The sequence below is a fragment of the Nocardia rhizosphaerae genome, assembly GCF_042650365.1.
Taxonomy (GTDB): domain Bacteria; phylum Actinomycetota; class Actinomycetes; order Mycobacteriales; family Mycobacteriaceae; genus Nocardia; species Nocardia rhizosphaerae.
On the sequence record NZ_JBHSBA010000003.1, the window covers coordinates 654615 to 680644 of the forward strand.

A 26030-nucleotide genomic window follows, 5' to 3' on the forward strand; every position below is an offset into this window, starting at 1 on the left:
GTCAGTACTTGCCGATGTCGAACAGATTGCCTTCGGGATCGGCAAGGGTCACCCACTGCACTCCGTACTCGTCGAAGTCGCTGATGTGCTTGCCGCCGAGGGCGATCGCTCGCTCCAGATAGCCGGACCAGCGGGTCGAGTGGAAGTCCAGGTGCACGGCGTTCTTGCCCGGTGTCTTGTCGGGCACCTGGATGAACATCAGCACCGGCGACATGCCGGTCGACCGGCCGACCTCGGCGAAGAACGGTGAGGCCTCCGGTTCGACCGGCAGGTCGAGCAGGGCGCCGTAGAACCCTGCGAGCGCGGCCGCGTCGTGGCAATCGATGACGACATTGGCGATGGCGAGGGTCATCGGATTTCTCCTTCGGTGATGGGCCAGCACACTTCGGTGCGATATTCGGCCGGGTTGTCGGTGTGCTGCGGTCCGACGAGGTAACGCTCACGGATCGGCTCGTCGGGCAGGGCGGCGGCGTGTTCGGCGACGTGGCTGCCGAGCGCGCCGTAGGTGCGGTCGAAGTCGTCGAACGCACCGGTGTGCACGGCGACGGCATAGCGGCGGGCAGGCATCTCGGTGAGTTCGAGGTGAGGTGGCGGGTCGAGCGGGGTGCCTGCGGGCAGTGGGAGGTACGCCGTCACCTCACCGGCGTCGTCGGTGAAGAATTCGGTCGAGTAGGTCGCGCCCGCGATGCCGCCCTGGGTCACGCCTGCGGCGGCCACGACCTCGAAGAGCTGACCGAAGGCGAGGTCGCACCATGCGCCGATGGCCTCACGTGCTACCCGGTCGGTGCGGGTGAGCGCGGTGCACGAGGGTTCGATCCGGTATTCCACGCGCAGCATCGGCACCGGAACGGTGAGCAGCGCCCGCAACGAGGTGACCACGTCGCGCGTGCGCGCCAGTTCGGCCTCCATGGCGGCGAGGTGGTCGCGCAGTGTCGCGTCGCGGGCGGCCGGATCCGGGGCGGCGAGCACCGCGCGAATGCTGGGCAGCGGCATGTCGAGACCGCGCAGTCGGCGGATGAGATGCGCCTGCTCGACCTGGTCGACCGAATAGCGGCGGTAACCGGTCTCGGCGATTACCGCGACCGGTTCCAGTAGCTCGATCTCGTGGTAGTAGCGCAGCGTTTTGACGCTCAGATGCGTGAGGCGGGCGAACTCGCCGATCGCCACGGTGGCTGTCATACGGTCAGTCAACACCCTCCAGTGCGCGGAGGGTCAAGAGTCGCTCAGGCCGGGGCGAGGACGAAGGCGGCGATCAGGGGCCAGTCGCCCTCGCGCCACCAGGAGTAGCCGAACCAGACGCCGGGGGCGATCTCGCGGATCTCGTCGTAGACCTGCGGTGTCGGTGACGGCGCGTAGTTCAGGGCCCAGGTGGCGGCGCCGTCGAGGATCGAGGCCGCTCGGTACACGTCGGCGGGGAATGCCTCGATGCCTGCACCGGTGACCCGGTTGGTGAGGGTGCCGCCGTCCGGGCCGGTGCGGAACACCTTGCCGATCCACAGCGCCTGCGCGGTCGCGGCGAACTGCGGCGGGCGGGTCACCCAGCCGTTGGTCACCCCGGTCGGTACGGCGCCCGCCTGCGCGTCGCGGTAGATCTGGTCCTGCTGGGAGACGCTGCAGCGAAAGCGCAGCGAATCCAGTGTCGTGGCGGGGTTGCCCTGGTCGACCACGCAGCCGCCGCCGTAGTCGGCGATCGGCGCCGCGGTGGTGGCCGGGGCGAGTACGAGCAGGACAACGCTGGTCACCGCGCCGGTGACGAACGCGGAACGGAGGGTACGCATAGGGTCTCCCTTGCTTGGGTGAGCTCCTTCCCGACCGTGTTCGATCCTAGGCACGCCGCGAGCGGGACCACTGGGTCTGCGCGGACGGCAATCAACCTGTTACCCCGTCGATCACGGGTAACGACACGGTCGGTATGCGAGATCGCGGGCCAGGGTATGGCAGTATCCCGGCGGCGCGTGAGGACTACGCTTGACGCGGACGCAACTTCTGAGAGGACGTGCTGGTGCAACCCGATGGCGGTCAGTTCGATATGCAGGCCCTGCTGGCTCAGGCGCAGCAGATGCAGCAACAGGTGATGCAGGCCCAGGCCGAGCTCGCCGAGTCCGAAGTGCAGGGGCAGGCCGGTGGCGGTCTGGTCCAGGCCACCATCAAGGTGAGCGGCGAGGTCCAGTCGCTGACGATCGACCCGAAGGTTGTCGACCCGTCCGATGTCGACGGGTTGCAGGACCTGGTGATCGGCGCGATCAACGACGCCATGGCGAACGCGCAGCAGCTGGCCGCCGAGCGTCTCGGCCCGCTCTCGCAGGGCCTCGGCGGCGGTTCGATGCCCGGTCTGCCTGATTTCTGATGTATGAGGGGCCGGTTCAGGATCTGATCGACGAGCTGGGCAAGCTGCCCGGCGTCGGTCCGAAGAGCGCACAGCGCATCGCCTTCCACCTGCTACAGGTGGAGCCGCCGGAGATCGACCGGCTACAGGCCGCCCTGCAGAAGGTGCGCGACGGCGTGCAGTTCTGCGTCTCGTGCGGCACGGTGGCCGACGGCGAGCTGTGCCGGATCTGTGCCGACCCGCGCCGCGACCGCACCATGATCTGCGTGGTCGAGGAACCCAAGGACGTGCAGGCGATCGAGCGCACCCGCGAGTTCCGTGGTCGCTACCACGTACTCGGCGGTGCGCTCGATCCGCTCAGCGGCGTCGGGCCGGATCAGCTGCGGATCAGGGAGCTGCTCGCCCGCATCGGCAACCAGGACGACGGTGTGGACGTGAGCGAGGTGATCATCGCGACCGACCCGAACACAGAGGGCGAGGCCACGGCCACCTATCTGGTGCGCATGCTGCGCGATTTCCCCGGGCTCTCCGTGACCAGGCTGGCCTCCGGCCTGCCGATGGGCGGCGACCTGGAGTTCGCCGACGAGCTGACCCTCGGCCGCGCGCTCTCGGGTAGGCGGGCGCTCTAGAACTCCACCCTGGTCCAGCTGACCTCGGCGCCCGCGTCGGGCTGCTCGGTCGTCCAGTCCCAGATGATCCTGGCGACCTGTGCCGGGTCGTCGATGGTGGTCCCGAAATGCTTGTCGGCGGAGCCGTCACGGTATTCGAGGGTGTATCCGCCGTCGGGGTCGCGGTAGGTCTGGATATAGCGCTGATCGCCGCGTTCGACGATCAGATACGGGTTCGGCGCGGCGAGTCCGGCCACCCAGCTGTGTGCCAATGTCTCGGTGAGATAAGGGAATTCGCCCGCGCCGCCGTGGGTGACGGCGATCGGGACGTGTCCCTGCGGGTCGACCAGCCAGGTGAGCTGCGGATCGTAGACGGCGTAGCCGCGCGGGGTGGCGAGGTCGAAGAGCAGGTTGCGGACGAAGCCGATCGCGTCGTAGGGCGAGGGGACATAGAGGGTGGTCCCGTTCGCGCCGCCGACGGCTTCGACACTGAGGAACGAGTCGTCCACCGGCAGTTCGCCGTTGCGGGCGTTGAGCGCGGCCGCGATCTCGGCGATCTCGGCGGACTCGGGCCGACCCTCCTGGGTTGTCAGGTACGCGTCGACCTCGTCGGCGGAGGTGGCGACACCGGACGGCAGGAGGATGTGGTCGTAGCTCACTCGTCCAGCCTACGGTGTGTTGCCTGCGGGTTTCGACCTGATGCCCGTCGGGAAACGCCCGTTTCATCAGCGCACCCGGTGCCGGTGGGTTGTGGTCAACTTGAGGCATGGGCATCAAGGTGTCGCTCGAACACCGGACCACGTATTCCTTCGACCGGCTCGTCGAGGTGCATCCGCACGAGGTGCGGCTGCGGCCGGCACCGCATTCGCGGACCCCGATCGAGGCCTACTCGCTACAGGTGTCGCCCGCGGATCACTTCGTGAACTGGCAGCAGGACGCGTTCGGCAACTTCGTTGCGCGCCTGGTGTTCCCGGAGCCGACCAGGGAGTTGTCGATCACCGTCGGGTTGATCGCCGACCTCGAGGTGGTGAACCCCTTCGACTTCTTCGTCGAGGACTACGCCGAGTACTTCCCGTTCACCTACCCCGCGGAGCTGGCCACCGATCTGGAGCCGTACCTGCGGCCGGTCGACGAGGGCGAGCCGGGTTCCGGACCCGGCGACCTCCTGCGGGACTGGGCGCGGGTGCACGCGCCACACGGGCGGATCCGCACCATCGACTACCTGGTCGAACTCAACTACGCGCTGCGCGGCGCGGTGGACTACACGGTGCGCATGGAACCGGGCGTGCAGACGCCGGACCACACGCTGCGGACCAAGCTCGGGTCCTGCCGCGATTCGGCCTGGCTGCTCGTCGGCATCCTGCGCGAACTCGGGCTGGCCGCGCGGTTCGTCTCCGGGTATCTGGTGCAGCTCACCTCGGACGTGCCCGCGCTGGACGGACCGTCGGGGCCGAGCGCCGATTTCACCGATCTGCACGCCTGGACCGAGGTGTACGTGCCCGGCGCAGGCTGGATCGGCATGGACCCCACCTCGGGACTGTTCGCCGGCGAAGGGCATATCCCGCTCGCCGCGACCCCACACCCCGGTGCGGCCGCCCCGATCACCGGCGCGACCGGGATCACCGAAGCCACCCTCGAATTCAGCAATGTGGTACGCCGGGTACACGAGGACCCGCGCGTCACCCTGCCCTACACCGACACCCAGTGGGCGCGGATCACCGCCTCCGGCGCCGCCATCGACAAACGAATGGCCGGGGCCGACGTCGGCCTGACCATGGGCGGTGAACCGACCTTCGTCTCCATCGACGACCAGATGAGCGCCCAGTGGACCACCGACGCCGACGGCCCACACAAGCGCGAGCGCGCCGTCGACCTCGCCGATCGCCTGCGCGCCATCTACGCGCCGACCGGCCTGGTGCAGTACCGGCAGGGCAAGTGGTATCCGGGTGAACCGTTGCCGCGCTGGGAGATCGCCATCGCCTGGCGGGCCGACGGTGAGCCGGTGTGGCGTCGGCAGGATCTGCTCGCCGACCCGTGGACACCGGTCGTTTCGGCCCCGGTGCGGCCGACCGGGGCCGAGACACGGCCCGCGGGCTCACCCGAGCCCGGCGTCGCGACCGAGGCCACGGACGCCGAAGACCCACCGCCCGCGGCGACGGGACCGCAGAGCGCCGCGGCCCTGCCCCTGCGTGATGCGCCGGAGGTGGCGGCCGGGCGGAGCGAGCACGTGGCGGATGCGGACCGTCCTCCGGTGCCGGACGCGGCGACAGGTTCCCGCCCGGCCGAGACCCAACCGCTGAACGCGACCGCCGGGGTGCTGCCCCGACCCGCCGCGGACCCGGACGCATCCCGTGCGCTGATCGCCCATATCGCAACGGCCTTCGGACTTCCGCAGACCCAGGTTCGCCCGGCCTACGAAGACCCGCTGGCCCGCCTCACCGCGACGGTGAGCGCGCCGACGGGCACCCCGCCCGACGATCTCGATCCCGAGGACGACTCCCCGGCCGCCCGCCGTGCCCTGCTCGCCCGGTTGGACGAGTCGGTGAGCGCGCCGACCGCGTACGTGCTGCCGATCCATCGCCGGGCCGACGGCGCGGGCTGGGCCAGCGCCGACTGGCGCCTGCGTCGGGGTGGCGACGCCGCGGGACCTGGCCGGATCGTGCTGGCCGACGGCGATTCGCCCGCGGGTCTGCGGCTGCCGCTGAACTCGGTGTCGTGGCGCACGCCGCCGGTGCTGCCCGACGCCGATCCGCTGTTCCAGGGCCCGCTGCGGCTGCCACGCGAGGAACCGCCCGCCGTACTCGAACCGGCGGAGTTCACTCCGACCACCGCGCTCGTCGCCGAGGTGCGGGCGGGCCGGTTGCATGTCTTCCTCCCGCCGGTGAGCGAACTCGACGACTTCCTCGACCTGATCGGCAAGGTGGAGGCGGCCGCGGTCACGCTCGACCAGCCGGTGGTGCTCGAGGGCTACGCACCACCGAACGACGCACGGCTACAGACCTTCTCGGTGACACCGGACCCCGGCGTGATCGAGGTCAACATCATGCCGACCAGCTCGTTCGCCGAACAGTCCGAGGTGCTGAGCACGCTGTACGAGCAGGCGAGGCTGGCGCGGCTGAGCACCGAATCGTTCGATGTGGACGGCACGCACGGAGGTACCGGCGGCGGCAACCACATCACGCTGGGCGGGGTGAGCCCGGCCCGTTCGCCGCTGCTGCGGCGACCCGATCTACTGGTCTCGATGCTCACCTACTGGCAGCGTCATCCGGCGTTGTCGTATCTGTTCGCCGGACGTTTCGTCGGCCCTACCTCGCAGGCGCCGCGCGCCGACGAGGGCCGCGAGGGCGCCGTCTACGAGCTGGAGATCGCCTTCGCCGAGATCGCCCGGCTCACCGCGGAGCAGCGCGCCGGTGCCGGGACACCGGTGGAGATCCAGTCGGCCCCATGGCATATCGATCGGGCGCTGCGGCATCTACTCACCGACCTCACCGGCAACACCCATCGCGCGGAGTTCTGCATCGACAAGCTCTACAGCCCCGATTCCGCGCGGGGCAGGCTCGGTCTGCTGGAACTGCGCGGCTTCGAGATGCCGCCGCACTTCCAGATGGCGATGGTGCAGTCGCTGCTGGTGCGTGGACTGGTCGCGATGTTCTGGGACCGGCCCTATCGCGCGCCACTGCTGCGCCACGGCGCCAACCTGCACGGGCGCTATCTGCTTCCGCACTTCCTGATGCGCGATATCGCCGAGGTCGCCGCGGACCTGCGCGCACACGGCATCGACTTCGATACCAGCTGGCTCGACCCGTTCACCGAGTTCCGCTTCCCGCGCATCGGCACGGCGATGATCGGGGACGTGGAGCTGGAACTGCGTGGCGCGATCGAACCGTGGCTGACCCTGGGCGAGCAGACCACCGGGCAGGGCACCGCGCGCTATGTGGACTCCTCGGTGGAGCGGTTGCAGGTGCGCCTGGTCGGCGCCGACCGCGACCGGTATGTGCTCACCTGCAACGGCATGCCGGTGCCGCTGCTCGCCACCGACAAGACCGATGTGCAGGTGGCCGGGGTGCGGTATCGCGCCTGGCAGCCGCCGAACTCGCTGCACCCATCGATCACCGTCGACGCGCCGCTGGTGTTCGACCTGGTCGACCCGGCGACCGGCCTGTCCAAAGGCGGCTGCACATACCACGTGGTGCACCCCGGTGGCCGCGCCTACGACGACGCGCCCGTCAACGCGGTCGCGGCGCAATCGCGGCGCAATCGCCGGTTCGAGGCAGCGGGACATACGGTGAATCCGATCGACCCCGCCGAACTCCGTGCGAAGATCGCCGCACAGTCGACCGACACCGGCGCACCGGGCATCCTGGATCTACGCCGCGCTCGCACGGTGTGGAACTGGGTAGACAAGAGGTAGGAGACCGTACGACCGAGGCGGACCTGAGCCGGCACGTTCGAGCCCGAGTCGCGCACGCCCCCGCCGGGGCAGGCCGCACCCCGGCGACGTGTCGGTCCGGCGGCTCGGCGTACCCCGACGAAGGAGCGAGTGACGGTGCCTGACCGGCGGGGACACAGCGGCCGACGATCCGAACGGGTCGGCGCTCCGGCGAGCCTGCTCGCTGAGCAGTTCGCGCGGTACCGGGCCGAGAGCAAGGCGGGCGCCCGGTTCGACGAGTGCGGCAGGCCCACCCACGGCTACTACGACGAGCTGGTCGACAGCAGGGGCCGGGTGCGGTCGATGTGGTCGGAGTTGTCGACCGATTTCGTGGATCACGGGGTCGGCGGCCTCGGCCGGATCGACCTGCGGGTGCGCAGGCAGATCGAGGACGACGGCGTCACCTACACCGAGGTCGGTGCCGACGACACCGCGACAGCGGCGCCGTGGCGGCTCGACCCGATTCCGCTGCTGGTCTCCGCCGACGACTGGACCCGGCTGGAAACCGGACTTGTGCAGCGCTCGCTGGTACTCGACGAGGTGCTCACCGATGTGTACGGTCCGCGCCGCCTGCTGAGCTCCGGGCTGCTGCCGCCGGAGATCGTGTTCGGCAACACCGGGTACGTGCGGGCGGCGCACGGCATCACCATTCCCGGCACCCACCAGCTGTTCCTGCACGCCTGCGACATCAGCCGCTGGAGCGACGGGCGGTTCCGGGTGCTCGCCGACTGGGCGCAGGCGCCGTCGGGCGCCGGGTACGCGCTTGCCGATCGCCGGGTGGTCGCCGCCGCGATCCCCGAGGCCTTCGAGCACGCGGGGCCGCGCCCGCTCACCCCGTTCGCCAGGGCGATGCGGCTGATGCTGGAGGAGGCCGCACCCGAACTCGCCGACGGCGAGGAGCCGGTGGTCGTCGTGCTCAGCCCAGGGGCCTATTCCGAAACCGCGTTCGATCAGGCCTATCTCGCGCAGATGCTCGGTTTCCCGCTGGTCGAGAGCGCCGACCTCGTTGTGCGCGACGGCGCGCTGTGGATGCGCTCGCTCGGCAGTCTGGAACGGGTCGATGTGGTGCTGCGCCGGGTCGACGCGGAGTTCTCCGACCCGCTCGACCTGCGCCCTGATTCGCGGCTCGGGGTGGTCGGGCTGGTCGAGGTGTTGCGCCGTGGCGCGGTGACTGTGGTCAACACGCTCGGCAGCGGACTGCTGGAATCGCCGGCGCTGAGCGCCTTCCTGCCCCGGATCGCGCGCTCGGTACTCGGTACCGATCTGCTGCTCGACGGCACGCCCGCGTACTGGGGCGGTGACGATGCCGAACGCTCCCATCTGCGCGCCCATGTCGGCGATCTGGTGATCCGCTCCACCGTGGACGGGTCGACGATCTTCGGGCCGAGCCTGTCGGCGGCCGAACGGACCGACCTGGCCGCCAGGATCGAGGCGGAGCAGTGGAAGTGGATCGGGCTCGAGCCCGCCGAGTTCTCGGTCGCGCCCGCCGTCGAGGGGGAGTCGGGGCTGGCACCGGCACCGGTGGGGATGCGGTTGTTCTCGCTGGCCCGGCGCGGCGGCTACACGGCCATGTCGGGCGGGCTCGGTCAGCAGCGGATGCGGTTGGAGCCGACCCGCAGCGTCATCAAGGTGGCCGCGAAGGATGTGTGGGTGCGGGCCGCCCCGGCCACCGCGCCCGCCGCCGCCAGCGAGACGCCGCACGAGGAGCGCTTGCGCCGGGCGGTCCCGGTGGTCGAGGCGATCAGCTCACCGCGCGTCCTCAACGACTTGTTCTGGATGGGCCGCTACAGCGAGCGGGCCGAGTCGGTGGTCCGTCTGCTCGCCGCCACCCACGACGTCTACCAGGACTACCGCTACCGCCCCTGGCTCGACGGTGCCGAGGCGCTGCCGATCCTCATGCGCGCGCTCTCGGTGACCACCGGCACCAATGCCCCGGAATCGGTACTGCCCAACGGGATCGGTGTATCCGAAGCTGTCTCGGCCGACCCGGATCACGGAACAGCCTCGGCTGCATCGGGGTTCGGTGGCAGCGGCGAGCCGGGTGCGGCTGCGCCGAGTGGTTCGGCGGCAGGTGTCTCGGACGAGGCGGGGCGCGGCTGGGAGCGGGCGGGAACCAGCGCGTTGGCGCGTGCCCTGCGCACCACCGGGAGCGCGGGCGGTCGCGAGCCAGGGGACGTGGAGCCGCCGGATCTGGACGAACTCCCACAGCCACGGGGCAAAGCGGTCCAGCGTGGGAAACGGGAGGCGCGGTCCTCGGCGGTCGCCGGCGCTTCGGCCGAGGGCTTCCAGTACCTGGCCGCGCTGACCGGTGACCGGCACCTGCCCGGATCGCTGTCGCACGCGGTCGACCACTACGGCTCGGCGGCCAGGGCGGTGCGCGATCAGCTCTCCGGTGACACCTGGATGATCCTGGGCGCCGTCGATCGCGCGCTGGCCGAATTCCGTGGCGCCGACAGCGAACAGGAGAACGCGCTGTCCGCGGTGCACTCGGTGACGCTGGCGGCGCTGCTGTCGCTATCGGGCATCGGCGCGGAGTCGATGGTGCGCGACACCGGCTGGTATGTCATGGACATCGGCAAGCGGATCGAGCGCGGGCTGTCGGTGACCGCGCTGTTCAACGCCGCGCTCACCCAGGTGAGCCCGCCGGAGGTGGAGCGGGTGGTCGCCGAAAGTGTGCTCACCGCCACCGAGTCGGCGGTGAGCTACCGGCGCAGGCACCGCGGATCCGCCCATGTCGCCGCGCTGGCCGGACTGCTGCTGTTCGATCCGGGCAACCCACGCTCGCTGGTCTATCAGCTCGACCGGCTCGAGGCCGACTTCCAGGCGCTGCCGGGTGGCACCGGCGCGTCCCGCTCGCAACGCCTGCTCGCCGACGCCCAGCGGATGCTGCGCCGGGTCGATCCCGACGACCTGGAGCACACCGACGCCGACGGCCTTCGCACCGAACTGGCGGAACTGCTCGACGGCGTGCATCTGCGGCTGCGCAAGCTGTCGGAATCGTTCGAGACGACGAAGCTCGCGGTGCCGGTGAGTATCCAGCCGCTGTGGGGTAATACCAGGATGGTCGGATGAGCAGGCGCTACCGGGTCACCCATCGCACCACCTACAGCTACTCCGACGAGGTCACCAGTTCCTACGGCCGCGCGTACCTGACCCCGCGCGAGTTCCCTGGGCAGCGGTTGCTCGAACACGACATCCACATCGATCCGGTACCGTCGGACCGCTCCGTCGGCACCGATGTCTACGGCAATACGACCACGTATTTCCATGTGACAGCGGAACATCGGATCCTCGAGGTCACCGGCGAATCGCTGGTCGACGTCGACGGTGCGGCACCGTCGGAGCGCGCGGGCGCCGACGCCGCCTGGGAGTCGGCGCGACCGACCACGGCTACCGGCCCGCTCGCCGTCGAGTTCACCCTCGACCTGATGCCGCCGGAGATCACCGCCGAGGTCGCCGCGTACGCGGCCGAGAGCTTCCCGCCCGGCAGGCCGCTGCTCGACGCGGTGACCGAACTGAACAGCCGCATCTTCCGCGACTTCCGGTATCGCTCCGGTTCGACCACGGTGAGTACGAGCGTGGCCGACGTATTCGCCGCCAGAGAAGGTGTGTGTCAGGATTTCGCCCGGATCGGGGCAGCTTGCCTGCGTTCGCTCGGCCTGGCCGCCCGCTATGTGTCCGGCTATCTGGCCACCGACCCGCCGCCGGGCAAGGAGCGCATGGTCGGCATCGACGCCACCCATGCCTGGGCGGCGGTCTGGCTGCCGGGCACCGACGCGGGTGACCGCGCGGGCGGCTGGATCGCCTTCGACCCCACCAACGACCAGTTCGCCGATGAACGATACGTGACCGCGGCGTGGGGCCGCGACTACCAGGATGTTCCGCCGCTGCGTGGCATCATCTACACCGACGCCAAACAGTCGACGATCACGGTCTCGGTCGACGTTGCCCCGGTGGAGGTGTAGTCCCTTGCGTGATTTCGGTTGCCCGAATTGCGGCCAGCAGCTGGCTTTCGAGAACTCGGTGTGCCTGTCGTGCTCGAGCCCGCTCGGGTTCAGCCTGCGGGAACGCGCGCTGGTGGTGATCGGGGATCCGCCCGGTGACGCGGCGATCGATCACGCGGGCGGCGTCGTCGACGGCGACCGGTTCCGGCTGTGCGACAACCTGCATGTGGCGCAATGCAACTGGCTGGTGCCGAGCACCGGCGATACCGATGGCCCACTGCTGTGCGAGTCGTGCGCGCTCACCCGCACCAGGCCCAACGACGCCGATGCCGCGGGACTGGCCGCCTTCGCCGAGGCCGAGGCCGCCAAGCGCAGATTGATCTTCGAACTGGCCGAACTCGAGTTGCCGATCGTCGGCCGCGATGTCGATCCCGAGCACGGACTCGCCTTCGATCTGCTCTCCAGCGGTACCGACGGGGTGCTCACCGGACACCTGGACGGGGTGGTCACCCTCGATCTGGCCGAGGCGCACGATCCACATCGCGAGCAGTTGCGGATCGAGATGGCCGAACCGTACCGCACGCTGCTCGGGCACTTCCGGCACGAGATCGGGCACTACTACTTCACCGTGCTCGTCACCGGTGACGATGCGCTGCACCGGTTCAGGGAGCTGTTCGGCGACCCGTACGCCGACTACCAGGCCGCGCTGGACGCCCACTACTCCCATGGCGCCCCGCCCGGCTGGGAGGACGACTATGTCTCCTCCTACGCCACCATGCACGCGGCCGAGGACTGGGCCGAGACCTTCGCCCACTATCTGCACATCCGCGACACCCTCGACACCGCGGCCGCGTTCGGTCTCGCGCCCGCGGGCGCGACGCTGGACCGCCCGCAGGTCGGGCGGGCCGGGTTCGACAAGATCATCGAACTGTGGCTGCCGCTGGCCTGGTCGCTGAACATGGTGAACCGCTCGATGGGTCACGACGACCTCTACCCGTTCGTGCTGCCGGAGCGCGTGCTGGAGAAGATGCGTTTCGTGCACGAACTCTGCGAGCACAGCACTGTGAGCGTCTAGGAAAATCCACGTTCGACTGCGACCTGGGTCACAGTGCGGCTATTCTCTCGATTGAGACGAGCGCGTCTCAATGCATGCTGAGGATGGCTATGAACTCTCCCCTTGTTTCCGTCGGGCTGCCACTGGCGCTGGCCGTGATCATGTTCGGACTCGGACTCTCACTCACCGTCACCGATTTCACCCGTATCGCCAAGAGCCCGCGCACCGTCGCCATCGCGCTGCTGTGCCAGCTGATCGCGTTGCCCGCCGTCGCGTTCGGGCTGGTGCTGCTGTTCGACCTGCCCGCGCTCCTCGCCGTCGGCATGATGCTGCTCGCCGCGTCACCGGGTGGGACCACCGCGAATCTGTTCAGTCACCTGTTCCGTGGTGACGTTGCGCTGAATGTCTCGCTGACCGCGGTGAATTCGATCATCGCCGTGGTCACCCTGCCGCTGGTCACCAACTTCGCGATCGGCTACTTCGATCCGGCCGACGGCGGGGAATCGGTGGGTCTGCAATTCGGCAAGGTGGTGCAGGTGTTCGCCATCGTGCTCGTTCCGGTCGGACTCGGCATGCTGGTGCGCCGCCGGTCGGCGGCGTTCGCCGACCGGATGGACCGTCCGGTGCGGATCGGGTCCGCGCTGATCCTGCTGCTGGTGATCCTCGGCACCATCGCCGCCGAATCCGACACCCTCGCCGATTCGCTCGGCGAGGTCGGCGCTATCACCGTGCTGTTCTGCCTGACCAGCCTGACCATCGGCTACTTCGTCCCCCGCCTGCTCGGCGTGCCGGACCGCCAGGCCATCGCCTGCTCCATGGAGGTGGGCATCCACAACAGCACCATCGCCATCACCATCGCCATCAGCGTCCTCGACAGCACCGAACTGGCCATCCCCGCCGCGATCTACGGCGTACTGATGTTCCCGCTGGCCGCCGCCTTCGGCTTCCTCATCACCCGCCGACGCACCTCGGTTCCCGCCGTCGCGGAGTGAACAGTGAACGCGTCGAGGCGGTTCTCCGGGCGTCGGGAAAGCTCGTCGGCTCGGCTGACCTGCCCGAACGCGTAGTCGGTAGCACTGCCTCACCTACGACGTCGCGACCCCGCCCTGCTGACCCCGCTAGGCGCGGAGGCGTTCGCGGCGGAGGCGGTCTACGACGGGGAGGTCGAGGGGGGGTAGGTCGGTGGGGGGAATGCCGAGGGCGCGGGCGATGAGGAGGTCGGCTAGTTCGGGGTTGCGGGCCAGGGCCGGGCCGTGCAGGTAGGTGCCGATGACGGAGCCCTGGACGACGCCTTCGGTGCCGTCGCCGACGCCGTTGCCCACGCCGCGGGTCACCTTGGCAAGGGGGGTGGCGGCGGGGCCGAGGGTGGTGCCGCCGCGGTGGTTCTCGAAGCCGGTCAGCGGGGCGGACAGGCCGTCGAGGACCGGGGTGGTGGTGACCTCGCCGATGGCGCGAGTTTCCTGGGGGGAGGTGGTGACGTCGAAAAGTCCTACCCCGTCGACCTTTTCGCCGGAGGAGGTCTCGTACCAGTTGCCGAGGACCTGGATGGCGGCGCAGATGGCGAGCACGGGGGCGCCCTTGGCGGCGGCCTGTTGCAGGCCGGGGTACTTCTGCAGGTGCCGGGTGGCCAGGCGCTGGGCGGAGTCCTCGGCGCCGCCGAGGGTGTAGATGTCGAAGGAGTCGGGTACCGGGTCGGCGAGGGTGATCTCGACGATCTCGGCGTCGTAGCCGCGCATGCGCAGCCGCTGGCGCAGTACCAGGGCGTTGCCGCCGTCGCCGTAGGTGCCCATCACGTCGGGCAGCACGAGGCCGATACGGATCACGGGCGGGCCTCCAGATCGCGGTTGAGATCGCGGAACGCGGTGTAGTTGGCCAGCACCTCGACGTGCCCGGCCGGGCAGGATTCGATCGCGCGCAGCGGATCGGGGATCAGAGTGTGCTCGACGCCCGCGTAGGTGAGGCGCACGGCGAGGTCGGTGGCGCGTTCGCCCGCCGCCACCACCTGCACGCCCTCGAAGTGTTCGAAGCGCACATCCCACAGCCAGGACAGGTCCTCGCCGTCTGGCACCTGCCCGTTCACCGCGATCACCAGCCCCGCCGACGTGGGCTCGATCATCGACAGCGCCTCCTGCCAGCCCGCCGGGTTCTTGGCGAGCAGCAGTCGAGCGTCGTGCTCGCCGACGGTGACGGTGCGATAGCGGCCCGCGATCTCGCGCACGGTGCCGGTGGCGTCGGTGGCCTTGACCGGTTCGGCGCCCATGGCGACCGCCGCGGCGACCGCCTGCGCGGCATTGCCGCGGTTGGCTCGGCCGGGCAGGGCCAGATGCAGCGGCGCGCGGAAACCGTCGGGGCCGCAAAGGTCTTCGCCTTCGAGCCACCAATCCGGTTGCGGGCGATGGAAATCGGCGCCGGTGGAGTGCCAGTTCTCGCCTTCCCAGACGATCGGCTCACCACTGCGCGGGCAGCTGGTCGCGTCGACGGCCCAGCCGCTGCCCGCCGACACCCACACCACCTGGGGATGGTCGTAGGCGATGGAGGCGACCAGCACGTCGTCGCAGTTGGCGACGACGACGGTGTCGGGGTGGCGGGCCAGTCCCGCCCGCAGCTTGCGTTCGATCATATTGATCTCGCCGACCCGGTCCAGCTGGTCGCGGCTCAGATTGAGCAGCACCACGGCGGCCGGGTCGAGCGCGTCGCTGACGTGCGGCAGGTGCAGTTCGTCGACCTCGATCGCGGCCAGCGGCACCCCCTGGTGCACGCTCAGCGCGGCGACGATGCCGGCGTCCATATTGGCGCCGTCGGCCTGGGTGGCGACCCGGCCGAGCGTGCCGAGCGCCGCCGTGGTCATCCTGGTGGTCGTGGACTTGCCGTTGGTGCCGGTGATCAGCACCGTGCGCCTGCCCCGCCCGAGCTGGGTCATGATCGTCGGATCGATCTTCAGGGCGATCAGTCCGCCGATCATCGAACCCTTGCCGCGGCCCGCCTTCTGCGAAGCCCACGACGCTGCCGCCGCCGCTCGCAAGGCCAGGCGCCCACGCACCGAGATGTCTGCCACGCCGAGAGTCTATGTGTGGCGTGTTACGCGCCGGGTAGGGGAGCGGTGTGAGGTGCGTCGGCCCAGCTCAGACTGGCTCGTCGAACATGTTGGGCAGGCCGTCGGCGTAACGTTGGGCGTCGGCTACCCGCAGCGGTTCCAGCTCCGGGGTGCGGCGCAGCCGGAAGGTCTGGCACCGTTCGGCGTGCGATCCCGCCACGTCGAGCAGCGCGTTGACCGCGGCCCGTGCCGATTCGTTGGCGCCCTCCATCGTCGCGAGGTCGACGTCGGTGCGCACGTAGTCGCCTGCGAGGAACAGATTCTCGATCGAGCCGTGTGGTTCCGGCCGCGCATCCCACGAGCCGGCGGTGTTGATCAGCAGCGGGTCGGCGTTCGCGTTGCGGTCGCCCTGCCAGGTGATGCCGGGGTCGAGGAACCACGAATGCACCTCGGCGGGGCGAAGCAACTGCTCGCGATCGTTGAGGTGCGCGCTGAGCTGGGCCCATACCTCGCGGAAGATCTCCTCGTGCGTGCACGCGATCGCCGGCTTGCCGAACAGCATGCCGGGGGTGTGCCAATCGGAGATGTCGACCGAGAGGCAGTCGGCCACCGTGCCGTCGCCGAAACCGGGTAGCGTGCGCGTCCACAGCTGGTTCTGGCTGATCGAGGTGAGCGACCACGGCGAATCCACATAGGCGGTATGTCCGCGGGAAATGCGCAGTGGCGTGCGGAAATAGAGCTGGATGCCGTTCATCCAGTCGACGAACAGCCGTTCGGTGGCGGCCAGTTCCGGCGCCAGCTCGAGCACCCGCGGCGACCAGAGCTTGCGCGCCTGCTCGACCGGCAGCGCCAGCACGAAGTAGTCGGCCTCGACGGTCGTGCCCCCGCTGATCCTGGCGGCGCCGATCCGCCTGTCCCGCACCACGAGTTCGGTGACCCGCGCGCCGAGCTCGAACCGTACGCCGAGTCCGCGCAGATGGGCCACCCACGGGTCGATCCAGGCGATATTGGTGGGGTTGTTGAGCACCCGGTCCAGCCCGCCGTCGTTGCCGAGGCCGAGCGGATTGCCGAGGAACTGCTCACCCATGCCGCCGATGGTGCGGGTGCTGGCCAGGTTCTCCTTGGCCGCGACCATGATGCTGGTGAGCGAGCGCGAGACCAGCGCGCGGAACTCGTGCGAGCGCGCGTGGCCCTGCACGAACTCCTGCCAGGAGGTGTGCTCCCACTGGCCGAACCGGCGGGCGTCGCAACTGCTGTTGAACACCAGCAGCCGGTTCGCGAAGTAGGCGGCTTCTGTCGCCGGCATCTTCGACATCGTCGCGATGGTGCCCGCGAGGGTCTCCCTGATCGCGTTCGGATGGAGGTTCGCCGCGGCGAAGCTGCCGGGCAGGGCGAGGGAGATGTCGTCGCCGTCGCGACGGGAGAACCGGGCCTCCGGCACGCTGAGCAGGTTGTTCCAGACGCCCTCCGGATTGCCTGCGACCGGGATCCGGCGCATGGTGTCGGGCAGGTTCTGATAGAAGCCGGGGAAGAACCGGAACCCGTGCTCGCCGGGCAGATCGGGCCTGCCGTCGCGGCCGGTGCCGGGCACCGCGACGCTGCGGGCCTTGCCGCCGAGCGCCCTCGCCTCGTAGACGGTGACCTCGAAACCGCGTTCGGCCAGCTCATGAGCGGCGCTCAGCCCGGCGACGCCACCGCCGAGCACCGCGACCCGGCGACCGGGTGGCGCGCTCAGCGCGATTCCTGGCGATCCCGCCACTGCCCCCGCCGACACGACCCCCGCTGCGACCGTGCCGCGAAGAAAGGATCTTCGCGAAACGGGCACCCGCTGTTCCGCCATACGCTGTTCAGCTGCCTTGCTCGAGTTTTGCCTGCAATTTGCCAACACTCTAGAGCGCGTCGAAGACCTGGCCCGCACGGCCCGCACTGTCGTTCGTCCACGCCCGAAACCGACCGGTCGCGCGGAAACGCATCGCGCGACCGGTCACATGCTAGCCAGCGGGGGCGCGGGTGTCGGCGGAATTGGACGTCAGACCTGAACGAGGCTCCGGTCGGGTTTCGGCGCCCGCGTGCGCCGCAGCGGGCGGGCGCTCGTCGCGGCGAAGGCGCCCGCGATCACGATCACCCCGCCGAGCAGCGTGGCCACCGATGGCTGCTCGTCGAACACCGCCCACGCCGCGCCGATGCCGACGACCGGCACGAGCAGGGACAATGGCGCCACGGTGCCCGCCGGGTAGCGGCTCATCAGATACGTCCACAGGCCGGAACCGCACACCGTGGCCAGGATCGCGATGTAGGCGAGCGCGGCCAGGGCGGGCAGGCCGTCGGCCGTCGACACCGCGGTGCCGAGCGCACGGAAACCGGTGTCAGGCCCCTCGACAGCCAGCGACAGCGCCAGCAGCGGCAGCACCGGGACCACTGACATCCACAGCGTGAGGTGCAGCGGGTCGAAGCCGGGGGAATCGGCACCGGCCTGCCTGGCGCCGATATTGCCGAACGCCCATCCGAGGCCGCCCGCCAAGGTCAGCAGTACCGGTAGCAGGGTCGCGTTCGCCAGGCGGTCCGCGCCGATGACGACCATGCCGAGCATCGCGACCGCCAATCCGGCGACCTGTACCGGCCGCAGCCGCTCACGCAGCAGGACCGCGCCGAGCACCACCGTGAACGGCGCCGAGGATTGCAGGACCAGCGAGGCGAGCCCGGTCGGCATGCCCACCCGCATGGCGGTGAACAGGAACGCGAACTGCAGGATGCCGAAACCGACGCCGTACAGCAGCAGCCACCGGGTGCGCACTATGGGCCGTGGAACGAACATCAGCACCGGAATCGCGATGACCGCGAACCGCAGCGCGGCGAAGAAGAACGGCGGGAAGTGGTCGAGTCCGATCCGGATTGCCAGGAAGTTCAGGCCCCAGAGCACGACGACGGTCAGTCCGAGCAGGCGGTCACGGGTGGTCACGCAGTTATCGTGCGGTCTGCTAAAGGTTCAGGACAATCTAATAAAAGTGGATCGATGAAGTAGTTTTACTTCATGTTCTCTGTCGAGCGGCTGCGCATCCTGCGAGAGCTGGCCGATCGCGGCACCGTCGCAGCGGTGGCCGAAGCGCTGTCGATGACGCCGTCGGCGGTGTCACAGCAGTTGAAGGTGCTCGCCAGGGAAGCGGGCGTCGCGCTGCTCGAACCCGACGGACGCCGGGTACGGCTCACCGACGCGGGCCACGCGCTGGTGCTGCGCGCCGACGACGTCCTCGCCGCCATGGAGCGGGCCGCCGCCGAGATGGCGCACTACCGCGGCTCACCGCGCGGGCAGGTGCGGGTGGGGCTGTTCCCCTCCGGCGCCGCGCTGCTGCTGCCGCCGGTGCTCGGCGCGCTCGCGGGCAGCGGTGTGGAGATCGTCGCCGGGGACGAGGATCTGCCACCGACGACCGCGGGGAAACTGCTGGCCGACTACGACATCGTGCTCACCCACCGCGACGAGCGCGCGCCGTCGCCAGCGGGACCGCGGCTCGCGGCACGAGTGCTGATGCGCGAGCCGATCGATGTCGTCGTCGCGCCGACCCATCCGCTCGCAGGCAGGCCGTCGGTGCGGCCCGAGGAACTCGCCGAGGAGACATGGGTGAGCGTGCGCGGCGGATTCCCGGTCGACGACGTGCTGAACTCGATCGCCACCGTCACCGGGGTTCGTCCCCGGATCGCGCAGCGGCTCAACGACTTCCGCGTGATCGAGACGGTCGTGGCGTCCGGCTACGGCGTCGCGCTGATGCCGAGGTATGCCGTAGCCCACCCCGAGCTGTCGGTGCTGCGGCTGGCCGGGGTGCGCGCGGCGCGCGTGTACGAGATCCTCACCCGGCCGCAAGCGCACCGGCGGCCTGCGATCGCCGCGGTCCTCGACGCGTTCGAGGCCGCGGCGCACACAGTCGGCGCGGGCTGACCGGCCTCAGAACTGGCCGGGCTGCTGGTACGGCTGCTGACCCTGGTACGGCTGGCCCTGCGGCGTGAACTGCTGACCCTGCTGCATGCCGTGGTAGCCGAAGTCGTCGGCGACCATGGCGGCCAGTTCGAGCAGCGCGCGCCGGGTCGGCTTGCTGACCAGCTCGAGGTCGATCTCGGCGCCCTCGGCCAGGTGATCGTCGAACGGGACGATCTGCACGGCGCGGGTGCGGTCGAGGAACAGCTTGCGCAGCTGGTCCAGATCGACCGTCGATGCGCCGCGGCGCGAGGCGTTCACCACCACGACCGTGCGCTCGACCAGCTTGGAATAGCCGTGGTGATCGAGCCAGTCCAGCGTCGCCGAGGCGCTGCGCGCACCGTCGATCGCGGGCGAGGTGACCAGCACCAGCGAGCTCGCCATATCGAGCACACCCGACATCGCCGAGTGCATCAGGCCGGTGCCGCAGTCGGTGAGGATGATGTTGTAGAACGACTGCAGGATCCCGATGGCCTTGCGGTAGTCGGCCTCGCTGAAGGCCTCCGACACGGCCGGATCCTGCTCGGAGGCAAGCACTTCCAGCCGGCTCGGAGCCTGCGAGGTGTGTGCTCGCACGTCCGAGTACCTGGTGATGTTCTGGTCCTCGAGCAGATTGCGCACTGTCGAGCGGGTCTGCCTCGGCACCCGGTGCGCCAGCGTGCCGAGGTCGGGGTTGGCGTCGATGGCGATGACGCGATCACCGCGCTGCGAGGCGAAGGTGGAGCCCAGGCCGACTGTGGTTGTGGTCTTGCCGACACCGCCCTTGAGCGAGAGGATCGCGATCCGGTAATCACCGCGGACCGGCTGGTTGACCCGCTCCGCCAGATCGCGGTGGACGACGTCGGCCGCCGACTCACCGGGATTGATCATGCCGCCGGACGCCTTGTGGACCGCGCGCCGCCATCCGCTGCGCGGCGCCTTCCGCGCCCGCTTGAGCAGATTCAGGTCGTTGACCGAATGCCCTGGCTGGCCGGGCGCGGTGACATGCTGCGGCTGGAACGGCTGCTGAGCCGGCCCGCCCTGCCACTGCCCCGGCTGCGGCGGCATCGGCGGCTGGCCCTGCGGCAGCTGCTGGCCGGGCAGCTGACCGGGCATCCCGCCCGGCATCGGCTGCTGATACATCGGCGGCGGGGGCGGCGCCCAGCTGTAGATGGCGTCGGACTGTGGCGGCTGCTCCTGCGGGAACTGCGGTTGCTGCTCCGCGCCGGGGTACTGCGGTGTGCCGGGGTACGGCTGCTCGCCGGTCGGCTGCTGACCCGGATACGGCTGTTCGCCGGTCGGCTGCGGGCCGGGGTACGGCTGTTCGCCGGTCGGCTGCGCGCCCGGGTACGGCTGTTCGCCGGTGACGGGCTGCCCCTGGTACGGCTGCCCGTCCGGAATCGGTGCCACCGGATGCGCGCCCCCGCTCTGATACGGATCCGGCACCGCGCTGGGCGCCCACGGACCTGGCGCGAAGCCGCCGGGATGGAACACTGTCTGCTCGGCGAGCCCGGCTTGCGGCTCCGGCTCGGCCGCCTGCGGCGGCGCGGCAGCCGGTTCGACGGCGGAATCCGCGGACTCGATCTCGTCGGCCACCGTGCTCACACCGGCGGAACCGGACGCAGCGTCGGCCGTCTCAGCCGACGGACTCTGCAGCCAGGGCGGAGAGGTCGGATTTTGGTCGTTGTTGGTCACAGGTTCCCCCACTTGCTCGCTGGAACGAGCAGGAAGCTCGGCGCTGAATGTGCAGTAAAACGCTAGCACGGTGCTAGTTGGAGCGCTGGCGCGCTCGAGTCGCGGCCCCCTGGGGTCCCGTCGATCAGGCACCGTTGCTTGCTCCTTCGTCGCTTGCGCAACGGCGCCTGATCGACGGGACGGGCCGCGACCGCCGACTTCGTCGGCGGACCCTCCTCGAGGTCGGGTCGTACGGGGCTGGGTTGGGTGGTGCGGCTGCGGGGGTTGTTGGAGCGCGGTGTCGGTGGCGGGGGGTGATGGGTATGGCGAAGGGGCCGGTTCGGGTGAACCGGCCCCTTCGGAGGTGACTCAGCGGGTGGCGGCGGCCCGGTTGACCGCGGAGACGACGGCGCGCAGGGAAGCGGTGGTGATGGAGGTGGCGATGCCGACGCCCCACACGACCTTGTCACCGACGGCGACCTCGACGTAGGCGGCGGCCTGGGCGTCGTCACCGGCCGACATGGCGTGCTCGCTGTAGTCGAGCACCCGTACGTCGAACCCGACCGTGGCGATGGCGTCGACGAACGCGGCGAGCGGGCCGTTGCCCGAACCGGTGATCTCCTGCTCCACGCCGTCGACCTTCACGGTCGCGACGATCGAGTCGACGCCGCCGTCGGTCTCGGCCGCGGTGACGATCTGCCGCATCCGCTCCAGCGGCAGGATGGGGTTCAGGTACTCGGTGGCGAAGACGTCCCACATCTCCTTGGGCGTCACCTCGCCACCCTCACCGTCGGTGATCGCCTGGACGGCCTGGGAGAACTCGATCTGCAGGCGGCGCGGCAGCACCAGCCCGTGATCGGTCTTCATGATGTAGGCCACGCCGCCCTTGCCGGACTGCGAATTCACCCGGATCACGGCCTCATAGGTACGGCCGACATCCTTGGGATCGATCGGCAGGTACGGCACCTCCCAGACGATGTCGGCCACGTCGGCGTTCTGCGCGTCGGCGGCGGCCTTCATCGCGTCCAGGCCCTTGTTGATGGCGTCCTGGTGACTGCCGGAGAACGCGGTGTACACCAGGTCGCCGCCGTAGGGGTGCCGCTCGGCCACCGGCAGCTGGTTGCAGTACTCGACCGTGCGGCGGATCTCGTCGATATCGGCGAAGTTGATCTGCGGGTCGATGCCCCGCGAGAACATGTTCATACCCAGGGTCACCAGGCACACGTTGCCGGTGCGCTCGCCGTTACCGAACAGACAGCCCTCGATCCGGTCGGCGCCGGCCTGGTAGCCCAGCTCCGCGGCGGCCACAGCGGTGCCGCGGTCGTTGTGCGGGTGCAGCGACAGCACGATCGAGTCGCGGCGGGCCAGGTTGCGGTGCATCCACTCGATCGAGTCGGCGTACACGTTCGGGGTGGCCATCTCGACGGTGGCCGGCAGGTTGATGATCAGCGGCTTGTCCGGCGTCGGCGCGATGATCGCCGAGACCGCGTCGCAGACCTCACGGGCGTAGTCCAGTTCGGTGCCGGTGTAGGACTCCGGGCTGTACTCGTAGCGCCACTCGGTGTCCGGGTAGCGCTGCTCGATCTCCAGGCACAGCGTGGCCGCGTCGGTGGCGATCTTCTTCACCGCCTCGCGCTCGGCCCGGAACACCACCCGGCGCTGCAGGATGGAGGTGGAGTTGTAGAAGTGCACGATCACGTTCGGTGCGCCGTTGCACGCCTCGAAGGTGCGCTCGATCAGTTCGGGACGGCACTGGGTGAGCACCTGGATGGTGACGTCGGCCGGGATGGCGCCGTCCTCGATGATCTCGCGGACGAAATCGAAATCGGTCTGGCTCGCGGCCGGGAACCCGACCTCGATCTCCTTGTAGCCCATCCGCACCAGCAGGTCGAACATGCGGCGCTTACGGGCCGGGCTCATCGGGTCGATGAGCGCCTGGTTGCCGTCGCGCAGGTCGACGGCACACCACGCGGGCGCGCGGTCGATGACTTTGTCGGGCCAGGTGCGGTCGGGCAGCGTGATCGGCTCGACCTCTTCGGCGAAGGGGCGATACCGGAACGCGGGCATCGACGAGTTCTTCTGGTTGTTCCAGGCGGGCTGGTCGGCCGGTGCGGGTTTGCCGGGGGCCGTGATGGTGCGCGAAGCGGATACGAATGCGTCAGCCGAGGACATGCAAGATTCTCCGTGGGGTGTGGTGGATTCCCTGGTGGGAGCGGGTCGACCGGCGCGTTGGAACCCCGCGACGGGAGCCGGTCCGTATCAGAACCCGTCGCGGCGGCCGAGAAGAAGTGCCCGCTGCATGATTCCCCGAGCTTACCGTGTGTGATGCCCCGCTGGTAAGCGGCCTGGCGAATCCGCTGCCCCTACCAGCCGGTACGGTTCTCCGGGGGAAAGCGCGCTTGTACGGACCGCCGCGTCCGACGAGACGGCACAAAGGAATTCGGATGACCTGGTTTGAGCAATTGGCCGTGCTGGTCGCGGGAATCGCCGCGGGCGGGATCAACACGATCGTCGGTTCCGGGACCCTGATCACCTTCCCGGCGCTGCTCGCGTTCGGGCTGCCACCGGTGACGGCGAATGTCTCCAACACGATCGGCCTGGTGCCCGGATCGATCAGCGGGGTGATCGGCTACCGCCGCGAGCTGGCCGGACAGCGGTCCCGGCTGCTGCAACTCGGCACCGCCTCGCTGCTCGGCGGTATCACCGGCGCGATCCTGCTGCTCACCATGCCCGCCGAGGCGTTCAAGGCGATCGTGCCGGTGCTGATCATCGCGGCGCTGGTCCTGGTAGTGGTCCAGCCGCGGCTGGCGGCGTGGGTGAAGGCGCGCAGGGACGACGGCGACGCCCCTTCCCCCGCGCACGGCGGGCCCATCCTGCTCGTCGCGGTGTTCGGCACCGGCATCTACGGCGGCTACTTCGGCGCCGCCCAGGGCGTGCTGCTGCTCGGCCTGCTCGGGGTGTTCGTGCATGAGGACATCCAGCGGCTCAACGCGGTGAAGAACGTGCTCGCGCTGCTCGTCAACGCGGTATCGGCGGCGATCTTCATCGTGATCGCCGAGGTGAACTGGCAGGCCGTCGCGCTGATCGCGATCGGCTCGATCATCGGCGGCCAGCTCGGCGCGAAGGTCGGCCGCAGACTACCGCCCAACGTGCTTCGCGCGGTGATCGTCATCGTCGGCACCATCGCAGTAATCCGCTTGCTCACCTCGGGCTGAGATACGGGAGCGCCCGCGCCCTTCGTGACTTACGACAAATGCGGACGCGAGCGGGCGATTTGTCGGGTCGGCGCGGTATTCTGCGCTCGGCCATGCGTGATGAGGGAGGTGGCCTGGTGCACAGACGCGCCTTCTTCAAGGCGACGGGTCTGGCGGCGCTCGCCGGTGCCGTGGGGACGACGCTGACGATGCCGCCGGCCACGGCGGATCCGCGGGAGGTGATGTTCCGGTCCTGGGTGCCGGAGATCTTCGCCCCGATCCCGGACGCACCGGCGCATACCGAGGCCATCGTCGTCGGGTCCGGCTTCGGTGCCGCCGTCACCGCGCTGCGGTTGGCCGAGGCCGGGATCACCAACACCGTGCTCGAACGGGGTTCGCGCTGGCCGAACGACCCGTGGCGGGAGATCTTCACCGGCGACGACCTGCCCGACGGTCGCGGTTTCTGGCATCGCACCACCTTCACCGGTGTCACCAAGGTACCGATGCGCTTCGGTGCGTTCGGCGGCGTGCTCGACGTGACCGAATACCCCGGCATCGATGTGTGGCGCGCGGCCGCGGTCGGCGGCGGCTCGGTGATCTTCACCGGTGCCATGGTCGCGCCGGAGCGCAGGCTGTTCGACCAGGTCTTCGGCGGCGTCGTCGACTACGGCGAGCTCGAGCGGGTGTATTACCCGAAGGTGCGCCAGATGCTGCGCCTGGACACCATGCCCGCCGACATCTACCACTCGGATCCGTTCGCGCATTCGCGTGCCTGGGACGACCAGGTCCGCGCCGCCGGCTACCAGCCGGTGCCCAACGACTCGATCTTCACCTGGGACATCCTGCGCGGCGAGCTGGCGGGCACCTCCCGCGCCTCGGCCACCGCGGCCCGCTCCAACCTGGGCAATTCCAACGGCGCCAAGTTCGATCTGAACCAGAACTACCTGCGCTACGCCGCCGAGACCGGTAGATCTCAGGTGTACCCCGGTCACCGCGTCGACACCATCGCGCAGGACGCGGGCGGCAAATTCGTGGTCACCGTGACGAAACTGGACCCGACCGGCGCCGTCCTCGCCACCCGCACGCTCACCTGCGACAAGCTGTTCCTCGGCGCGGGGTCGATCGGCACCTCCGAGCTGCTGGTCCGGGCCAGGGCCACCGGTGCGCTGCCCGACCTCAACGAACACGTCGGCGCGGGCTGGGGCACCAACGGTGACGTGGTGCTCGCCCGCGGCGCGAGCTCGGTCGCCGGGCACGGCCAGGGTGTGCCGAGCGCGAGCCGCATCTTCGACGAGTCGAGCGTTGCGCTCACTCTGGAGAACTGGTACATCCCCGGCGTTCCGTTCGAGACCGGCGCGCTGGCCTCGCTCGGGATGGTGCTCGATCCGGCCAGGGCAGGCTTCGGTTACGACCCGGCCACCGATGGGGTCGGGCTGAGCTGGTCGACCGGTGTACAGCAGGCCGTCGTCGACGCGGCGCGGGCGATCGATCACCGGATCGCCGACCGGGCGGGCGCGCTCGCCGAATACGGCGCGCTCGGCTACGACGCGAACGCCCAGTTCACCGCGCATCCGCTCGGTGGCGCTGTGCTCGGCAAGGCCACCGACGCCTTCGGTCGCGTGCACGGTCATCCCGGTCTCTATGTGATGGACGGCGCGGCCATCCCCGGCAGCACCGCGACGGTAAACCCCTCGCTCACCATCACGGCACTGGCCGAGCGCAATATCGCGGCGATCGTCGCAGCCGGTCGCTGACACCGCGTCGACCGACATCGTGAACTGGCCGGTGCGCGCCGATCCGGCCGCTACCCTCGCAGGAACG

The 26030-nt window shown here is 69.7% G+C and carries 20 protein-coding genes; 10 read left to right on the plus strand and 10 right to left on the minus strand.

Annotated features, from left to right (window positions below):
* Position 1 precedes the first annotated feature (1 nt).
* From ACFOW8_RS04615 to ACFOW8_RS04625, 3 genes are read right to left on the minus strand one after another with little or no spacing between them, the layout of a single operon-like run.
* On the minus strand, positions 2-352 hold the full coding sequence (locus ACFOW8_RS04615; protein ID WP_378545889.1) for a VOC family protein: 351 nt from the start codon (positions 350-352) through the stop codon (positions 2-4).
* Positions 349-1179 (minus strand): MerR family transcriptional regulator, encoded by an 831-nt coding sequence (locus tag ACFOW8_RS04620; protein WP_378545892.1) that lies wholly within the window; start codon positions 1177-1179, stop codon positions 349-351. The genes ACFOW8_RS04615 and ACFOW8_RS04620 overlap by 4 nt, the downstream gene beginning before the upstream one ends.
* Positions 1180-1223: 44 nt before the next feature.
* Positions 1224-1778, minus strand: a complete 555-nt coding sequence (locus ACFOW8_RS04625) for a hypothetical protein (protein WP_378545895.1) — start codon at positions 1776-1778, stop codon at positions 1224-1226.
* Positions 1779-2029: 251 nt separating this feature from the next.
* On the opposite strand from ACFOW8_RS04625, the gene ACFOW8_RS04630 reads away from it, so the two are divergent.
* Positions 2030-2347: a YbaB/EbfC family nucleoid-associated protein gene (locus ACFOW8_RS04630; protein ID WP_378548469.1), complete on the plus strand. Its 318-nt coding sequence runs from the start codon at positions 2030-2032 to the stop codon at positions 2345-2347.
* Complete coding sequence (recR, locus tag ACFOW8_RS04635; protein ID WP_378545898.1) at positions 2347-2955, plus strand: recombination mediator RecR; 609 nt, start codon at positions 2347-2349, stop codon at positions 2953-2955. Before ACFOW8_RS04630 ends, recR begins: the two co-directional genes overlap by 1 nt.
* Here recR and ACFOW8_RS04640 read toward each other — a convergent pair.
* Positions 2952-3593 carry a hypothetical protein gene (locus ACFOW8_RS04640; RefSeq protein WP_378545901.1) on the minus strand — a complete coding sequence of 214 codons (642 nt, stop codon included), beginning with the start codon at positions 3591-3593 and terminating at the stop codon, positions 2952-2954. The two genes, recR and ACFOW8_RS04640, sit on opposite strands and share 4 nt — an antisense overlap.
* A gap of 107 nt (positions 3594-3700) precedes the next feature.
* On the opposite strand from ACFOW8_RS04640, the gene ACFOW8_RS04645 reads away from it, so the two are divergent.
* The 5 genes from ACFOW8_RS04645 to ACFOW8_RS04665 all read left to right on the plus strand — a co-directional run bounded on the left by ACFOW8_RS04645 (position 3701) and on the right by ACFOW8_RS04665 (position 13353).
* The gene (locus ACFOW8_RS04645) at positions 3701-7345 is read left to right on the plus strand and encodes a transglutaminase family protein (RefSeq protein WP_378545903.1); all 3645 of its coding nucleotides are present in this window, start codon (positions 3701-3703) and stop codon (positions 7343-7345) included.
* 129 nt (positions 7346-7474) lie between these two features.
* Positions 7475-10435, plus strand: coding sequence for a circularly permuted type 2 ATP-grasp protein (locus ACFOW8_RS04650; RefSeq protein ID WP_378545906.1), 2961 nt, complete (start codon positions 7475-7477; stop codon positions 10433-10435).
* The gene (locus tag ACFOW8_RS04655) at positions 10432-11328 is read left to right on the plus strand and encodes a transglutaminase family protein (RefSeq protein WP_378545909.1); all 897 of its coding nucleotides are present in this window, start codon (positions 10432-10434) and stop codon (positions 11326-11328) included. The genes ACFOW8_RS04650 and ACFOW8_RS04655 overlap by 4 nt, the downstream gene beginning before the upstream one ends.
* Positions 11329-11332: 4 nt before the next feature.
* Positions 11333-12382 (plus strand): zinc-binding metallopeptidase family protein, encoded by a 1050-nt coding sequence (locus ACFOW8_RS04660; protein ID WP_378545912.1) that lies wholly within the window; start codon positions 11333-11335, stop codon positions 12380-12382.
* Between the two features lie 89 nt (positions 12383-12471).
* Positions 12472-13353: a bile acid:sodium symporter family protein gene (locus ACFOW8_RS04665; RefSeq protein WP_378545915.1), complete on the plus strand. Its 882-nt coding sequence runs from the start codon at positions 12472-12474 to the stop codon at positions 13351-13353.
* 126 nt (positions 13354-13479) lie between these two features.
* On the opposite strand, the gene ACFOW8_RS04670 is transcribed toward ACFOW8_RS04665, so the two are convergent.
* From ACFOW8_RS04670 to ACFOW8_RS04685, 4 genes are all read right to left on the minus strand, one after another.
* Positions 13480-14181 carry a type 1 glutamine amidotransferase gene (locus tag ACFOW8_RS04670; protein WP_378548472.1) on the minus strand — a complete coding sequence of 234 codons (702 nt, stop codon included), beginning with the start codon at positions 14179-14181 and terminating at the stop codon, positions 13480-13482.
* Positions 14181-15416: a Mur ligase family protein gene (locus ACFOW8_RS04675; RefSeq protein ID WP_378545922.1), complete on the minus strand. Its 1236-nt coding sequence runs from the start codon at positions 15414-15416 to the stop codon at positions 14181-14183. The genes ACFOW8_RS04670 and ACFOW8_RS04675 overlap by 1 nt, the downstream gene beginning before the upstream one ends.
* A gap of 67 nt (positions 15417-15483) precedes the next feature.
* Entirely contained in the window at positions 15484-17235 is a 1752-nt protein-coding gene (locus ACFOW8_RS04680; RefSeq protein WP_378545925.1) for a hydroxysqualene dehydroxylase, read from the minus strand.
* Between the two features lie 189 nt (positions 17236-17424).
* Positions 17425-18354, minus strand: coding sequence for an EamA family transporter (locus tag ACFOW8_RS04685; protein ID WP_378545928.1), 930 nt, complete (start codon positions 18352-18354; stop codon positions 17425-17427).
* 72 nt (positions 18355-18426) lie between these two features.
* On the opposite strand from ACFOW8_RS04685, the gene ACFOW8_RS04690 reads away from it, so the two are divergent.
* Positions 18427-19326, plus strand: a complete 900-nt coding sequence (locus tag ACFOW8_RS04690) for a LysR family transcriptional regulator (RefSeq protein ID WP_378545931.1) — start codon at positions 18427-18429, stop codon at positions 19324-19326.
* Positions 19327-19332: 6 nt separating this feature from the next.
* Here the strand turns inward: ACFOW8_RS04690 and ACFOW8_RS04695 are convergent, their stop codons facing one another.
* Entirely contained in the window at positions 19333-20946 is a 1614-nt protein-coding gene (locus tag ACFOW8_RS04695; protein WP_378545934.1) for a nucleotide-binding protein, read from the minus strand.
* A 438-nt stretch (positions 20947-21384) separates the two neighbouring features.
* Positions 21385-23187, minus strand: a complete 1803-nt coding sequence (gene leuA, locus ACFOW8_RS04700) for a 2-isopropylmalate synthase (protein ID WP_378545937.1) — start codon at positions 23185-23187, stop codon at positions 21385-21387.
* Positions 23188-23459: 272 nt separating this feature from the next.
* On the opposite strand from leuA, the gene ACFOW8_RS04705 reads away from it, so the two are divergent.
* Both ACFOW8_RS04705 and ACFOW8_RS04710 read left to right on the plus strand, forming a co-directional pair.
* Complete coding sequence (locus tag ACFOW8_RS04705; RefSeq protein ID WP_378545940.1) at positions 23460-24230, plus strand: sulfite exporter TauE/SafE family protein; 771 nt, start codon at positions 23460-23462, stop codon at positions 24228-24230.
* A 116-nt stretch (positions 24231-24346) separates the two neighbouring features.
* Positions 24347-25963 (plus strand): GMC oxidoreductase, encoded by a 1617-nt coding sequence (locus ACFOW8_RS04710; protein ID WP_449289753.1) that lies wholly within the window; start codon positions 24347-24349, stop codon positions 25961-25963.
* The last annotated feature ends 67 nt before the right edge of the window (positions 25964-26030 follow it).